This is a genomic window from Nonomuraea sp. NPDC050202 (genome assembly GCF_040656115.1).
Classification (GTDB): domain Bacteria; phylum Actinomycetota; class Actinomycetes; order Streptosporangiales; family Streptosporangiaceae; genus Nonomuraea.
Genome location: NZ_JBFALF010000011.1, coordinates 224963 through 239533, shown reverse-complemented (window position 1 = coordinate 239533; position 14571 = coordinate 224963). Strand labels below are relative to the sequence as shown.

Annotated in this window: 13 protein-coding genes; 9 read left to right on the top strand and 4 right to left on the bottom strand. The window is 71.9% G+C overall.

The window, feature by feature from the left end; translation table 11 throughout:
* Positions 1 to 100: 100 nt before the first annotated feature.
* The 4 genes from AB0I79_RS28660 to AB0I79_RS28645 all read left to right on the top strand — a co-directional run bounded on the left by AB0I79_RS28660 (position 101) and on the right by AB0I79_RS28645 (position 3410).
* A complete protein-coding gene (locus AB0I79_RS28660; RefSeq protein ID WP_357878907.1) occupies positions 101 to 868 on the top strand; it encodes a class I SAM-dependent methyltransferase in 768 nt (255 codons plus the stop codon).
* A gap of 91 nt (positions 869 to 959) precedes the next feature.
* A complete protein-coding gene (gene add, locus AB0I79_RS28655) occupies positions 960 to 1919 on the top strand; it encodes an adenosine deaminase (RefSeq protein WP_357878904.1) in 960 nt (319 codons plus the stop codon).
* 57 nt (positions 1920 to 1976) lie between these two features.
* A complete protein-coding gene (locus AB0I79_RS28650; RefSeq protein ID WP_357878901.1) occupies positions 1977 to 2834 on the top strand; it encodes a TIGR02569 family protein in 858 nt (285 codons plus the stop codon).
* 207 nt (positions 2835 to 3041) lie between these two features.
* Positions 3042 to 3410 carry a hypothetical protein gene (locus AB0I79_RS28645; protein ID WP_357878898.1) on the top strand — a complete coding sequence of 123 codons (369 nt, stop codon included), beginning with the start codon at positions 3042 to 3044 and terminating at the stop codon, positions 3408 to 3410.
* A gap of 80 nt (positions 3411 to 3490) precedes the next feature.
* Here the strand turns inward: AB0I79_RS28645 and AB0I79_RS28640 are convergent, their stop codons facing one another.
* Positions 3491 to 5512, bottom strand: a complete 2022-nt coding sequence (locus tag AB0I79_RS28640) for a beta-galactosidase (protein ID WP_357878896.1) — start codon at positions 5510 to 5512, stop codon at positions 3491 to 3493.
* Between the two features lie 13 nt (positions 5513 to 5525).
* On the bottom strand, positions 5526 to 7835 hold the full coding sequence (locus AB0I79_RS28635; protein WP_357878893.1) for a glycoside hydrolase family 3 N-terminal domain-containing protein: 2310 nt from the start codon (positions 7833 to 7835) through the stop codon (positions 5526 to 5528).
* Positions 7836 to 8045: 210 nt separating this feature from the next.
* Here AB0I79_RS28635 and AB0I79_RS28630 point away from each other — a divergent pair, with 210 nt between their 5' ends.
* A complete protein-coding gene (locus AB0I79_RS28630; RefSeq protein ID WP_357878889.1) occupies positions 8046 to 9071 on the top strand; it encodes a substrate-binding domain-containing protein in 1026 nt (341 codons plus the stop codon).
* A 99-nt stretch (positions 9072 to 9170) separates the two neighbouring features.
* On the opposite strand, the gene AB0I79_RS28625 is transcribed toward AB0I79_RS28630, so the two are convergent.
* Positions 9171 to 9818: a response regulator transcription factor gene (locus AB0I79_RS28625; protein ID WP_357878886.1), complete on the bottom strand. Its 648-nt coding sequence runs from the start codon at positions 9816 to 9818 to the stop codon at positions 9171 to 9173.
* Positions 9819 to 9822: 4 nt separating this feature from the next.
* Positions 9823 to 11010 (bottom strand): histidine kinase, encoded by a 1188-nt coding sequence (locus tag AB0I79_RS28620; RefSeq protein WP_357878884.1) that lies wholly within the window; start codon positions 11008 to 11010, stop codon positions 9823 to 9825.
* Between the two features lie 184 nt (positions 11011 to 11194).
* Here AB0I79_RS28620 and AB0I79_RS28615 point away from each other — a divergent pair, with 184 nt between their 5' ends.
* From AB0I79_RS28615 to AB0I79_RS28600, 4 genes are all read left to right on the top strand, one after another.
* Entirely contained in the window at positions 11195 to 11908 is a 714-nt protein-coding gene (locus AB0I79_RS28615) for an ATP-binding cassette domain-containing protein (protein WP_357878881.1), read from the top strand.
* Between the two features lie 26 nt (positions 11909 to 11934).
* Complete coding sequence (locus tag AB0I79_RS28610; protein WP_357878877.1) at positions 11935 to 12678, top strand: hypothetical protein; 744 nt, start codon at positions 11935 to 11937, stop codon at positions 12676 to 12678.
* 260 nt (positions 12679 to 12938) lie between these two features.
* Entirely contained in the window at positions 12939 to 13511 is a 573-nt protein-coding gene (locus tag AB0I79_RS28605; RefSeq protein ID WP_357878873.1) for a hypothetical protein, read from the top strand.
* Between the two features lie 109 nt (positions 13512 to 13620).
* The gene (locus AB0I79_RS28600) at positions 13621 to 14571 is read left to right on the top strand and encodes a phosphotransferase (RefSeq protein WP_357879042.1); all 951 of its coding nucleotides are present in this window, start codon (positions 13621 to 13623) and stop codon (positions 14569 to 14571) included.

Sequence of the window (14571 nt, the reverse complement as noted above, 5' to 3'; positions counted from 1 at the left end):
GAGGGCGGGCGGTGGGTGACAGAAAGGCTGCGCAAACGGGAAATCAAGAGTGTCGCGACAGCCCTATGGACGACCACACCCCTGGCCTAGATTCCAAGGCGTGAAACGCTCCCGATCGAGCCTCGTCCACCAAGCGACGTACGCCGTCAAGAACCCACACAAGATCATCCCCCACCTGCGGCGCCTGGCCCGCGACACGTGGTTCAGGCTGCGTACGCGGGACCACATCGGCTACTACAGGGCCGTCATGAAGTCCGACACGGCCCGCGACCCCGAGGGCGCCGTCGGCTCGCACACCCACAAGCGGTGGCTGGCCCTGGGCCGCATGCAGTTCGACTACCTGGTGGAGCACGGTCTGAAGCCCGAATGCCGGATGCTGGAGATCGGCTGCGGCAACCTGCGGGCCGGCCACCTGTTCATCGACTACCTGCACACCGGCAACTACTACGGCATCGACATCTCGCCCGACATCCTCATGGCCGCCCAGAACACGCTCGTCCAGCACGGCCTGGCGGACAAGCTGCCCCACCTCACTCCCGTACGCGACCTGCGCTTCGCCTTCCTGCCCGACGAGCACTTCGACGTCGTGCACGCGCACAGCGTCTTCTCGCACTCCCCGCTGGACGTGATCGAGGAGTGCTTCGCCCACGTGGGCAGGGTCATGAAGCCCGGCGCGTGGTTCGACTTCACCTTCGACCGCACCGAGGGCAGGGAGCACCAGGTCCTGCGGGAGGACTTCTACTACCGCACCGAGACGCTCGTCGCGCTGGCCGGCAGGTACGGTTTCAACGCGACGTTCATGGACGACTGGGAACGGCTGCCCCACAAGCAGTCGAAGCTCCGCCTCACCAAGCGGTCACCTGCTTAGGCATCCGTTCCTCCGGCGAAGGCCCCGTCTGTGACGGTACGTCCGGAAATTGAGCTGCGGGCGATTCGGCGGGCCCATAAGGTGGTCGCACGTGAGAGACGTACGGACGTTGCCGAAGGCCCACCTGCACGTTCACCTGGAGAGCACCGTACGGCCGGCGACCGTGCGCGAGTGGGGCGGCCCGCCGGAGCCCGAGGGAGGGTTCGCGACCTTCAGGCAGTTCGCCGACCAGCGGGCCAAGGTGCGCGAGCTGCTGACCACGGCCGATCGGTTCCGCCGGGTCGCGGTGGAGTTCTGCGCCGACGAGGCGGCCCAGGGCACCCGGTACGTCGAGGTCACCTTCACGGCCGCGTCGCACGGCGAACGCGTCGGTGATCCGGAGATGCCGCTGGAGGCGGTGCTCGACGGGCTGGCCGAGGGGCAGGCCAGGTACGGGATCGAGTGCCGGGTGCTGCTCGACCACTCCAGGCGGCGGCCGGTGGAGCGGATGTGGCAGACGTACAAGCTGGCCCTGCGCCACGACCGGGTGATCGGCATCGGCCTGGCGGGGGACGAGAGCTACCCGCTGGCGCCGTTCGCGCAGGTGTGCGACGCGGCCAGGGACGCCGGGCTGCACCTGGTGCACCACGCGGGGGAGGCGGCGGGGGCCGGCAGCATCCGGGAGGCCATCGAGCTGGGGCACACCGAGCGGCTCGGGCACGGCATCCGGGTGCTCGACGACGCCGCGCTGGTGGCCGAGGTGCGCGAGCGCGGGCTCCCGCTGGAGGTCTGCCCGTTCTCGAACGTGCTGCTCGGGCTCGTGCCGTCGCTGGCCGAGCATCCGCTGCCCCGGCTGCGGGAGGCGGGGCTGGCCGTCACGGTCAACACGGACGGGGAGACGGCGCTGGCGGCGGAGTACGCGCGGTTGCGGGAGGTCTTCGGCTACGGGGACGCGGAGCTCGCCGGGTTCGCCAGGGCGTCGATCGACGCGTCGTTCGCGCCGGAGGAGACGAAGGCGCGGCTCAGGACGGACATCGCCGCCTGGCTCGCGACCCCGCCCGTCCCCTCGTGACCGCCGCGCTCCGGGCGGGGACCCCGCCCGCGTCCTCGTGACCGCCATGCCCTCCGCTTGCCACCGCGCGGCCTCACCATGAACGCCGCACCGCCTCCCGCGGCCCCCTCCGGCCCCTCGGCCCCCGGGGACGGGCCGCCGCCTGCCGGTGTCCTGGCCGCCTACGGGGTGGCCGCGGCCGAGCCGGTCTGGATGGGAGGCGCGTGGCGGGCCGGGCCCCTGGTGCTCAAGCGGACCGCGTTCCTGCCGGAAACCCTCTGGCGGGCCGAGGTCCTCGCCGCCCTGCCCGGCTCGCCCGCCTTCCGGGTGCCGCGTCCCGTGGCGGCGGCGGACGGCGGGTGGGTGACGCGGGGCTGGGAGGCGTACCGGCTGGTGCCCGGCGAGCCGGACGTGCGCAGGCAGGACGAGATACTGCGCGCCGCGGCCGCCTTCCACGAGGCGATCGCGCACCTGCCCCGCCCGTCCTTCCTGGACGCGCGCGACGATCCCTGGTCCCGCGGCGACCGGGTGGCGTGGGAGGAACTGCCGGCCCCGTCCGGCGCGGCGGGGCTGCTGGAGCCCCTCCTCCGGGCGCGCCGCCCGGTCGGGCTCCCGGCGCAGGCCGTGCACGGGGACCTGCCGGGCAACGTGCTGTTCGCCGCGGGACTGCCTCCGGCGATCATCGACTGGCCGCTCTACTGGCGGCCACCGTCGTGGGCGGCGGCGGTCGCGGTCGCCGACGCCCTGTGCTGGTACGGCGCCTCGCCCGCGCTGGCCGCCCGCTGGGCGCACCTGCCGGAGTGGGGCCAGATGCTGGTGCGGGCGCTGATCTACCGGATCGTCACTCACGACACGGCGCACGGCCCCACCGGCTGGACACCCGACCAGGTCGCGGCCTACCGGCCCGCCGTCGAGGTCGCGATCGCGTACGCGTAGGAGCCGGCACCCGGGAGCGGCACGACCGGCTGCTGATCGTGCTGCATTTCCGCGCGTGCGGACAGAACGCTGGATATCGAGCCCATACCCTCGTACGGAGCACGTGTATCAAGATCCCGGACGTCCGCTGCCGTCCGTGGCCAGGGCTGGGGCTGAACGAACCGATGCGGATCCGTCAGGCAGGGAAACGGAGTGAGAGCGTGACAATTGACTGATACGCGTGTCGGCCGCGAAGGGCGAGCAAGAAGCGCCCTGTGGGGCCCCGCTCTGACGAACCTCGGGCTCGGCGTGCCCGCCATGGTGCCGCTCCATCTGGCGTGGTGGCTGCTGACCGAGTACCTGCCGATGGACTGCGCCCTCACCGAGCCCACCAACTGCAACTACGAGACCCTCGACAACGGGTTCGTCCTCACCGTTCTCCTGGTGGTAACCGGTCTGCTGACCTCGACGCAGGTGATCGTGCTCGATGTGGCCCTTCCGCTCTGGCACGGGCGGCGGCTGTCTGCATGGCTCGGTGCGGCCGTGCTCATCCCCGTCCCGTTCCTGGTGTCCCTGGCGCTGGCCTCGCAGGCGTGACGACAGGGGGGACCAGAAGCCCCGGACCTCGGGATCCCGCGCTCCGAGCGGGGGCGCGACCGGCGCCCCCGCTCAGGACGTCACGCGCGGGCGATCTGGATGACCGCCGCGCCGAGCGGCGCCAGCGCGACCTCGCCCGCCACCGCCTGGCCGGTGAGCAGGTCCGTCCCCTCCCCTCCCACGGGGACGGACGCGCCCGCCTCGGCGCTGTGGTTGAGCAGGAACACGTAGTCGTAGGCGTCGTCGCCCCGCACGGTGCACTCCACGTGCGCGGGAACCCCCTCGAAGCGCGAGCGCACACCCGCCTCCTCGACGACCCCCGCCACGGTGGCGTCGAACGCCTCCCGCTCCAGCAGGGTCGCGAAGTAGACGACGCGCCCGGCGCCGTAGGTGTTCTCGACCACGGCGGCCCGCCCCTCCAGCAGCCCGTCCGCGTACGTGGCCAGCGCCTTGCCCGTCTCCAGGTGCAGGTCGTCGCGCCACCAGGTCGCCGTCGCGCGCCGCCCGTCGGCGAACGTCACGGCGAACTCCTCGTGCGGCCGCGCCGGCCAGTACTCGTCGATCTTCGCCCCGATGAGCTCGCGGAACGCCCCCGGGTAGCCGTTCGGCCTGACCCGGTTGTCGGCGTCCACGACGCCGGAGAAGAACGACATGATCACGGTCCCGCCGTTCCTGGCGAACTCGTGGATGCGCGCGACGGCCTCGTCGTCGATCAGGTACGCGTTCGGCACGATCAGCACCTTGTACCCGTCCAGCGGCGAGGCGTGGCCCACCACGTCCACGGCGTGGTGGCGCTCCCACAGCGGCGTGTAGTGCCGCATGACGGTGTCGGTGTAGCTGAAGTCGGAGCGCGGCAGGCCGAAGACCTCCTCCAGCCCCCACCAGCCGTCCCAGTCGAACATGATCGCGATGTCCGACCGCGACCGGGTGCCGGCGACCGGGGCGAGCAGCTTGACCTCCCGGCCCAGGTCGGTGATCTCCCTGAACGTGCGCGAGTCGGGCCCGGAGTGCGGCAGCATCGCCGAGTGGAAGCGCTCCTGGCCGCCCCGGCTGGCCCGCCACTGGAAGAACATCACCGAGTCGGCCGCCCGCGACACCGCCTGCAGCGAGCCGAGCCGCATCCGGCCGGGCTCCTTGACGATGTTGAGCTGCCACTGGCTGACCGCGCTGCTCGACTGCTCCATCAGCATCCACGGCTGCCCGCCCTTGAGCGAGCGGAACAGGTCGTAGTTGAAGGCCGCCGACACGTGGGAGTCGGGGTCGGCCGGGTTCGGGTAGATGTCGAGCGCGGCCGCGTCCTCCTCCGGCGCCCACTTCCAGTAGTCGGCGTGCCGGAAGAAACGCATGAAGTTGGTCATGACCGGGATGTCGTCGCGGAAGGAGCGCACGATGTCCCGCTCGGCGAGGTAGCACTCCAGCAGCGCGTCGGAGGTGAAGCGCTTGAAGTCGAGCCGGCGGGTGGGGTTCATCCAGGTGCGGGGGATGTGCGGGACGTCGACCTGCTCCCAGTCGGCGTAGACCTGGCCCCAGAAGCGGGTCGTCCACGCCTCGTTCAGCCGGTCGAGGGTGCCGTACCTGCGCTTCAGCCACGTCCGGAAGTTGGCGGCGGCGGCGGGGCCGTACGAGGTGGGCCCGTACTCGTTGCTGATGTGCCACATCGCCAGCGCCGGGTGGAAGGAGTAGCGCTCGGCCAGCTTGGTGGTGATCCGGGCCGCGTACTTGCGGTAGATGGGCGACGACGGGTCGTACTGCATGCGGTTGCCGAAGCCGAACGGGTGCCCGTCCTCCCTGATGGGGAACACCTCGGGGTGCAGGTGCGTCAGCCAGACGGGCGGCGCCGCCGTGGGGGTGGCCAGGTTGACGCTGATGCCGTTGTCGTGGAGGAGATCCATGATCTCGTCCATCCAGCCGAACTCGTACCTGCCGGGCTCGGGCTCCAGCGAGGCCCACGCGAACACGCCCAGGCTGACGGTGTTCACGCCGGCCTCGCGCATCAGCCGGACGTCCTCCTGCCACACCTCGCGGTCCCACTGCTCGGGGTTGTAGTCGCCGCCGAACGCGAATCCCCCCACCCGCCGCCGGAAACCCTCCATACGCGACATGCCACTGCTCCCGTCAGTTGTGATCTTCAATGGAAACGTCCGTCAGACGGCGCTCGGAGCCGGTGAACTCGTACACCGGGCCGGTCAGCGTGACCGTCCGCTCGTCCACCACGTCCGCGACGGAGCGGCGTACGGACAGGCCGACCTCGCCGGGCTCGACCACGCGCCGACCGTCCCTGCCGGTGAACGACAGCAGCCGGGCCGGCACGTCGAACGCGACCCGCGCGCTGCTCCCGGGCGCCAGCTCGACGCGGGCGTAGCCGACGAGCTGGGCGAGGGGGCGGGTGACCGAGGCGATCCGGTCGGCGGCGTACACCTGGACGACCTCCGCGCCGGCCCGGTCGCCGGTGTTGCGCACCACCACCGAGCACCGGATCGGCTGCCCGGCCGGGACCTCGGCCTCGACGGTGAGGCCGGCGTACTCGAAGCGGGTGTAGCTCAGCCCGTGCCCGAAGGCCAGGACGGGGGCGGGGTCGAGGTTGCTGACCGAGCTGGCCGCGCCGAGCCGCGGGTGCAGGTAGCTGTAGGGCTGGCCGGCGGTGCCGCGCGGCATGCTCATCGGCAGCCGGCCCGAGGGGTTCACGGCGCCGCTGAGCACGCGGGCGATGGCCCCGGCGCCCTCCTCGCCGGGGAAGTACGCCTGCACGACCGCGGCGGCGCCCTCGACGATGCCGGGCACGGCGTACGCGCGGCCCGTCATCAGCACCACCACGGTCGGCGTGCCCGTGGCCAGCACCGCCTCGGCCAGCTCCTGCTGCGCGCCCGGCAGGTCGAGGCTCTCGGCGTCGCAGCCCTCGCCGGAGGTGCCCCGGCCGAACAGCCCCGACCGGTCGCCCAGCACCAGGACCGCGACGTCGGACCCGGCGGCCAGGCGGGCGGCGGCGGGGATGCCCTCGCGGTCGCCGTCGTCCACGCCGGTGCCCTTCGCCGTGCTGATCTGCGCTCCGGGCAGCTCCGCGCGCAGCGCCTCCAGCACGGTGGGGGCGGCAATGCCGGTCTCGACGCCGGGGAAGTGCGGCAGCACGTGCTGGACGAAGGAGTAGCAGCCGAACAGCGCGGCCACGTCGTCGGCGTTCGGCCCGACGACCGCGATCTTCTTCCCCTCGGCCTGGAGGGGGAGCACGCCGTCGTTGGTCAGCAGGATGATCGACTCCTCGGCCAGCCGCCGGGCCAGGTCGCGGGAGCCGGGGTCGTCGAGGTCCACGGGGCCGGACGGCTCAGGGTCGTAGTCGTCGTCGAGCAGCCCGAGCTCCGCCTTCTGCCGCAGCACGCGGCGCAGCGCCCGGTCGATCAGCGACTCCTCGATCCGGCCCTCGGCGATCGCCTGCCGCAGCGGCTCCAGGTAGGTCACGCCGGTCGGCAGCTCGACGTCGATGCCGGCGGTCAGCGCCTGGACGGCGGCGTCGCCGGCGTCCTCGGCGACCGCGTGCAGGGTGTGCAGGAACGCCACCGCGAAGTAGTCGGCGACGACCGTGCCCTCGAAGCCCCACCGGTCGCGCAGGATCCCGGTGAGGTAGTGGTCGTCGGCGGCGATCGGGATGCCGTCGATCTCGGCGTAGGAGTTCATCACCGAGCCGGCGCCCGCGTCGCGCACCGCGACCTCGAACGGGAACAGCAGCGTGTCGGCCACCTCGCGGGCGCCCGCGTGCACGGGGGCGAGGTTGCGGCCGGCCCGGGAGTTGGAGTAGCCGACGAAGTGCTTCAGGGTGGCGATCACGCCCGTGGACTGCACGCCGCGCACGTAGGCGGCGCCGATCGTGGCCACCTCGTACGGGTCCTCGGAGACGCACTCCTCGACCCGGCCCCACCGCTGGTCGCGGATCACGTCGAGCACGGGTGCCAGGCCCTGGTGCACGCCGAGCGAGCGCATGCTCTCCCCGATCCTGCGGCCCATCTCCTCGACCAGGGCGGGGTCGAACGACGCGCCCCACGCCGGCGGCACCGGGTAGGTGGTGGCCTGCCACGCCGCCAGCCCCGTCAGGCACTCCTCGTGCGCGAGCGCGGGGATGCCGAGCCGCGTGTTCTCCCGCAGCCAGCGCTGCCGCGCGGCCAGGGCGGAGCGGGCCCACTCCGGCTCGACGGGCCGGGTGCCGAAATGGCGGGTGATCTGGCCGACGCCGTGCTCGGCGAACGCCTCGAACTTCACGTCCTCGCCCTGCATCGAGTCCTGCAGCGGCGCGACCACGCCCTCCTCGCGATTGACGTTCAGCCACACGCCCACGAGTTGCGCGAGCTTCTCGTCGAGCGTCATCTCCTCAAGCAGTTCCTCGACCCGCCGCGACCGGCGTTCGGCGAGGTCCGGCTGCTCAACACGTGCAGGCATACACCCTCGTTCATGCATATCTGAGGCCAGAAAGTTTCTGTTCAGATTTCCGAAAGATTATCGTGACATTACCGATCAAGTACGGTAGGGTCCTGCTCGCAACCCTGTCAACAGCGCGTACCAAATGGCGGCGGCTTCCCAATTTCCCTGGTGAAGGCGCTGCCTAGTTTCAGGTGGGTTTTCCGAAAGTTTCAACACACGGGAGGTCCTGTGCCTCGAGCCACGCTGGCCGACGTCGCGGCCGCCGCCGGAGTCTCGGTGCCGACGGTGTCCAAGGTGCTGAGCGGCAAGAAACACGTCTCCGCCGCCACCAGGGACAAGGTCCTCGAAGCGGTCAGGAGCTCCGGCTACGAGGCCCCGCGCCCGCCCACCGCGCCCCGCGTCGGCGTCGTCGACCTGCTCATCGACGGGCTCGGCTCCCCGTGGGCCCAGGTGCTCATCAGCGGCGCGGAGAAGGCGGCGGCCCGGTGGGGCTTCTCGCTCGTCGTGACCTCCTCCGCACGCGCCGACTTCGACCTGCGGCGCTGGATCGGGATGGTGCGCAAGCGCAACACCGACGGCATCGTCCTGGTGCTCTCCCGCGCCGACCAGCGCGAGATCGCCGCCATCGAGGAGTTGCTGCACGTGCCGCTCGTCCTGCTCGACCCGGTCGGCCAGCGCGACCCGCGCCTGTCCACCGTCGGCGCCACCAACTGGCTGGGCGGCGTCATGGCCACCACCCACCTGCTGGAGCTCGGCCACACCAGGATCGCCTTCATCGGCGGGCCGCTCGACACGCAGTGCACGCTCGACCGGTACGAGGGTTACCTGGCCGCGCACCGCACGTTCGGGATCGACTCCGACCCCGCGCTCACCCGCTACGGCGACTTCCTGGTCGGCAGCGGCAAGAGCTACGGCGGCGAGCTGCTCGACCGCGACGACCCGCCCACCGCCGTCTTCGCCGGCAACGACCTGCAGGCCGCCGGCGTCTACCAGGCGGCCACCGAGCGCGGCCTGCGCGTGCCCGACGACCTGTCCGTCGTCGGCTTCGACGACTCGCTGCTGTGCGAGACGCTCTCGCCGCCGCTCACCACCGTCCGCCAGCCGCTCGACGACATGGCCAACGAGGCGGTCCGGCTCGTGTACGAGGAGCTCACCCACCCGAAGGGCCCCGCCGGCACCCGCATCGAGCTGGCCACCACCCTCATCGTCCGCCGCAGCACCGCGCCGCACGGCCAGAAACCGGTGCGTACGTAGGCGAATCCGTTTCCGGTGCGCGTCCTGCCCGACGGGGTGGCGCGCACGCCTGCGCGAGCCCTGCCCGCCGGCGACCGGGGGAGCGACCCGCCTTCCGGCTCAGAGCAGGCCCGCGTCGCGCACCTTCATGGCCACGACCACCCGGTTGTCGGTCCCCAGCTTGGCGAAGATGCGCGTGATGTTCGCCTTCACCGTGGCCACGCTCACCGACAGATCCCGCGCGATCTCCGCGTTGGAGCTCCCCCTGGCCACCTCCACCGCGACCTCCCGCTCCCGCTCGGTCAGCGCCTCCAGCTCCCGCGCCGCCTCCGGCCGCAGCGGCTCGTAGCGGCCGGTGGCCGCCGCGATCACCTGCTGGGCGACACTCGGCGACAGCACCGGCTCGCCCCGCGCCACGGCCCGCACCGCCTCGATCATCTTCGGCGGCGGCGTGTCCTTCAGCAGGAAGCCGCTCGCCCCGAGCTGCAGCGCGCGCAGCACCATGTCGTCGGCGTCGAACGTGGTCAGCACCAGGATCCGGGGCGCGTCGCGGCGGCCCAGCAGCAGCTCGGTGGTGGTCAGGCCGTCCTGCTCCGGCATCCGGATGTCCATCAGCACCACGTCGGGCCGCAGGTCGCGGATCACCGCCATGGCCTGCTTCCCGTCGCCCGCCTCGCCGGCCAGCTCCAGGTCGGGCTCGCCGCCCAGGATGAGGCGCAGCCCCGTGCGCACCATCGGGTCGTCATCGACGATCACCACTCTGATCACGGGGTCAAGCCTCCCACGGCAGCAGGGCGTCCAGGACGAAGCGCCCGTCACGTACGTCGTGGGTGATGGTGCCGCCGGCCATCCGCGTGCGTTCGGCCAGGCCGACCAGCCCGAGCCGCCCGCCAGGCCCGGCAGGCGCGCCGGCGGGCGCCGGGTTGCTCACCCGGATCCGCAGCCCCGCCCCGGGCCGCCCGCCGATCTCGGCGTGCACGGAACTGCCGGGGGCGTGCTTGCGCGCGTTGGTGAGGGCCTCCTGAACGATCCGGTACGCGTGCCGCCCCGTCTGCGCCGGCAGCAGCTCCCTGCGATCCACCGAGTCGTCCACCTCGACCCGCTGACCGGCGGCGCGTACCTCCGCGAACAGGGCGTCCAGGTGGTCCAGCGTGGGCTGTGGCGCCTCGGGGCCGCCGCTGCCGCGCCGCAGCGTGCCGAGCACGGCGCGCAGCTCGTTGAGCGACTGGTGGGCGTTCTCCTGGATGGCCAGCGCGGCCTCGCGCGTCTGCTCGGGGCTCAGGTCCTTGCGGTAGGCGAGGCCGCCGGCGAGCATCGCCAGCAGCGAGATCCGGTGCGCCAGGACGTCGTGCATCTCCTGGGCGATCTTGAGCCGTTCCGCCAGCTTGGCCTGCTCGACCCGCTGCGCCTGCGCCGCCTCCTCGGCCGCCCGCTGCGCCTCGGCCAGCTCCCGTCGCCCGCGCAGGTAGAGGCCGAAGACCGTCAGCGCCGTGAGCCCGACGCCGCCGACCACCGCGTAGAGAACGGTCAGCAGCCAGTTGCTCTGCCACCAGAGGGTGGAGGCGATGATGCTCAGCCAGAACACCACCCCGACCGGTACCACCTGCCGCCAGCGGCGGTGCGCGGCCAGCGAGGCGAACGCGACGATGGCCGGGCCGTTGAGACACCAGGAGACGACGGTCGGCACCGCCGTGAGCAGCGCCACCTGCCACGGCCACCGCGCCCGCCACCGCAGCAGCACCAGGCCCGCGGCGCCGAGCGCCAGGTCGAGGAGCCTCATCGGGAGATCGTCGCCGGCCTCACCCTCGCGGGCGGACCAGGTGATCAGCAGGAGGGCGGCGGTCAGGAGCGGGGCGGAGGCACACAGGTAGAGGAGCACGGTGCCGAGCGTGTCCGGAGACCTGAGGGAGGGGCGGGGGCCTTCGGCGGCGGCCTGTGACCGGTGATGGAGGTCGTGCACGGGCTCCAGCCTAGAGACCGCTTGGCCTGCGCTTTAGCTCCCCAGGGCCACGCCTGCGCAGACCCTGGTCCACCGCCGTGGCGACCACGGTCCACCTTCACGGATGGCGGGGCCGCCCTGAGGAAGGAAACCGTCGACTCAGGCTTGATGAGCCCTGGCGGCGTTTTCCGATGGACTTGCCCTCGTGATCGAATTCCACCGCGTCACCAAGACGTACAACGGGGCCAAGGCGCTGGACGAGGTGTCCTTCGCGGTCCCGCCCGGCACCGTGACCGGGTTCCTCGGGCCCAACGGCGCGGGTAAGTCGACGGCCATGCGCATCCTGGCCGGGCTCTGCCGCCCCACCTCGGGGTCGGCCACCGTGCTCGGGCGGCCGTACGCGGAGCTGGAGCGCCCCGGGTACGACGTCGGCACGCTGCTGGACGCCGGCGCCCAGCATCCCGGCCGCAGCGGGCGGGAGGTGCTCACCCTGGGCGCCATGATGCTCGGCCTGCCCAGGTCGCGCGTGGACGAGGTGCTGGAGCTGGTGGGGCTGACCGGCAAGGAGGGCAGGCGGGCCGTCGGCGGCTACTCGCTGGGCATGCGGCAGCGCCTCGGCATCGGCCACGCCCTGCTCGGGCAGCCCAGGGCGCTCGTCCTCGACGAGCCCGCCAACGGCCTGGACCCGCAGGGCATCCAGTGGATGCGCGGGCTGTTGCGCGGCCTGGCCGGGTCGGGGTGCGCGGTGCTGCTCAGCTCGCACCTGCTGTACGAGGTGGAGCAGGTGGCCGATCGCCTCGTGATGATCGGCGGCGGCCGGGTGCTGGCCCAGGGCACGCTCGCCGAGCTCGGCCGCGGCCGCAGCCTCGAACAGACGTTCCTGGAGCTCACCTCCCACACGGACCGGAGCCCCGCATGAGCCCTTCACCCCGATCGGAGCGCAGCATGACGACCGAGCGCCGCATCCCCTTCAGCACCCTGCTCCGGGTCGAGACCCGGAAGCTGCTGGACACCCGCACCAGCATGATCATGACAGGGATCCTGGCCGCCGTGGCGCTCGCGCTCGTCGCTGGCCGCGGCCTGTTCGCAGGACCGGCCGACCTGAACACCCTGGCGAACACCGCGGGGATCGCGATGGGCGTGCTGCTGCCGGTGCTCGGCATCCTCACCGTCACGGGCGAGTGGAGCCATCGCACCGCCCTCACCACGTTCACGCTGGAGCCGCGGCGGGGGCGGGTGCTGGCGGCCAAGTGCCTGCCCGTGCTGGGCGCGGCCGTGCTGGCGTGCCTGGCGGCGCTGCTGGTGGCGGTGCCGATGACGGCCGTCTCCGCCGCTGTGCGGGGCGTGGAGGCCACCTGGGGGCTCGATCCGGCCCGGTTGCTGGGCTGGACGGCGGTGGCCGTCCTGTCGACCGCCGAGGGGCTGGCGATGGGCATGCTGCTGCTGAACGCGCCGGCGGCAATAGTGATCTACCTGGTCAGGCCCATGCTGTGGGGTTTCGTGACCCAGCTCGGCCCGGTGGGCGGGACGCTGGCCGAATGGCTGGATCTGAACACCGCGAGCAACGCGCTCATGGACGGGAACATGGGCGGCGGTGACGCCGTGCGGCTGGCCGCGTCGGTGGCGGTGTGGGTCGTCATCCCCATGGCCGTAGGCGTTCTGCGCGTGCTGCGGCGGGACGTGCAGTGAGGGCTTTACCGGCGAGGGTAGATCTTTGCCGGTTTCATGGGGTTTCGTTTGCCTTTGTCCGGTTTGAGTAGGTAACTTAGTACCTGTTACCGGCGAGTGACCTTCGCCTTACCTCTGGAAGGAAGGCCAGGCCTCCCGGGTCCCGAATCCTGATCCATGGATTCTCCTGCGCTCCACGTAGCGACCGTACGGCGTGCTGCCCGGCTACGTCCGTCCAGCGAGCGCATGTCCCGTCCCCTAACAAAGGACCTTATTTTACTATGTCTGCTCGCCTGCGTGCCATTGCCATGCTCGCCGCCTCCGCTGCCACGGCGCTGACCATTGGCTCGACCGCGGCGCACGCCGACTCTGGCCACACCGACCAGAACAAGGGCCTGCTGAAGGGCTCGACCACTGCCTCCTACTTCTGGGACGACGCCTCGGGCCGCGCCGGTGACACCGGCCTCCCGGCCGCCGGCAAGCCCATGCAGAAGGGCCTGGTCGCCAGCCCGAGCTGGCCGCTCATGACCGAGGGCTACGTGGTCTACAAGGGCAAGAAGATGCCCTTCTTCGTGGGTGACCGCGGCCCCGGCGACCCCTCCAACCGCGGGGTCATGATCGACCTGGACGCCAAGACCTTCGCCGAGCTGACCGGCGGCACGTTCAACCCGGACACCCTGGGTGTGGACGGCGTCGGCGGCGAGGGCCACATCAAGATCGACTATGTCGTGACCAAGTGGGGCGACGGTGTCGGCAAGAAGAGCTTCCCGGTGGCCTTCTCCACCGGTGCCTGGTCCGAGAAGGACAACAGCACCATGACCCAGCAGGTGTCGGTCAAGAACGCCGGCCACTGACGTTTGACGAAGAGGGCGCTCCCCGTTCGGGGGCGCCCTCTTCGCGCGTCCGCCGGCCGCGGGCGTGTGAGCCGTCATCGCACCCCCGGCTCTGTGGAACGATCGGATGATGACCGACTTCCTGACACCGTCGCACCTCGCCGGCCGCACCGCCGCCGCGCTCGACGCCGCCGTCGCAGCGGGCCGCGACCTCGGCCTCACCGTGACCGGCGCCAGGGTGCTCCATGACCTGTTCTCCGTCGTCGTCCACCTCGCGCCCGCACCGGTCGTGGCCCGGGTCCCCACCGTCCTGCCGCCCCGGACGGACCTCGGCTTCCTGGCCCGGCGCCAGCAGGCGGAACTGGACGTGTCCCAGTGGCTGGCGGACCGGGGAACCCCCGTGATCCCGCCCAGCCCGCTGGTGCCGCGGGAGCCCGTCCAGCGTGACGGCTTCTCGATCACGTTCTGGCAGTTCGTCGAGGAGAAGCAGGACAAGGAGCCCGACTACGCGGCGAACGCGGAGAGCGTCGCCGACCTGCACGCCGCGATGCGTGCGTACCCCGGCGAGCTGGAGTTCCTGTCCGCCGCGGAGCCGCACTTCGTCACGGAGAGCCTTGCCCTGCTCGAAGAGCACCCCGGCCTCGTCGATCCGGCCGACCTGGACCGCGCGCGCCGCGAGTGGCAGGTCCTGGAGCCTCTCGTCCGCTCACGCGCCGCGTTCGAGAACGCGTTCCCGGGGATCGACCTCCAGCCGGTCCACGGCGACTCCCCGCCCGCGAACATCTTCGCCGGGGTGGACGGTGACCTCTACTCCGACTTCGAGCTGGTCACGCTGGGCCCCGTCGAGTGGGACCTGGCCGCTCTCGGCGCCGAGTGCGAGTCCGCCTACAACCGCGGCGCCGAGCGCAACGGCATGAGGCCGCTGAACCAGGACGTCATGGCCTTCGTGAACGCCGTCGGCATGCTGCGGGTCATCGCCGTCCACGCGCTCGTGCCGCAACTGCCCGTGCTTGCGGAGTACGTGAAGCCGGCCGTGGACCAGTGGCGGACGATGCCGTTCGCCGGCGGCGTGGCCGGCTGA

Bases quoted from the DNA above. Each gene is read 5' to 3' on its own strand.
- AB0I79_RS28600 (WP_357879042.1), top strand. From the start codon at position 13,621: ATGACCGACTTCCTGACACCGTCGCACCTCGCCGGCCGCACCGCCGCC.
- AB0I79_RS28610 (WP_357878877.1), top strand. From the start codon at position 11,935: ATGACGACCGAGCGCCGCATCCCCTTCAGCACCCTGCTCCGGGTCGAG.
- AB0I79_RS28640 (WP_357878896.1), bottom strand. From the start codon at position 5,512: ATGTCGCGTATGGAGGGTTTCCGGCGGCGGGTGGGGGGATTCGCGTTC.
- AB0I79_RS28635 (WP_357878893.1), bottom strand. From the start codon at position 7,835: ATGCCTGCACGTGTTGAGCAGCCGGACCTCGCCGAACGCCGGTCGCGG.
- AB0I79_RS28605 (WP_357878873.1), top strand. From the start codon at position 12,939: ATGTCTGCTCGCCTGCGTGCCATTGCCATGCTCGCCGCCTCCGCTGCC.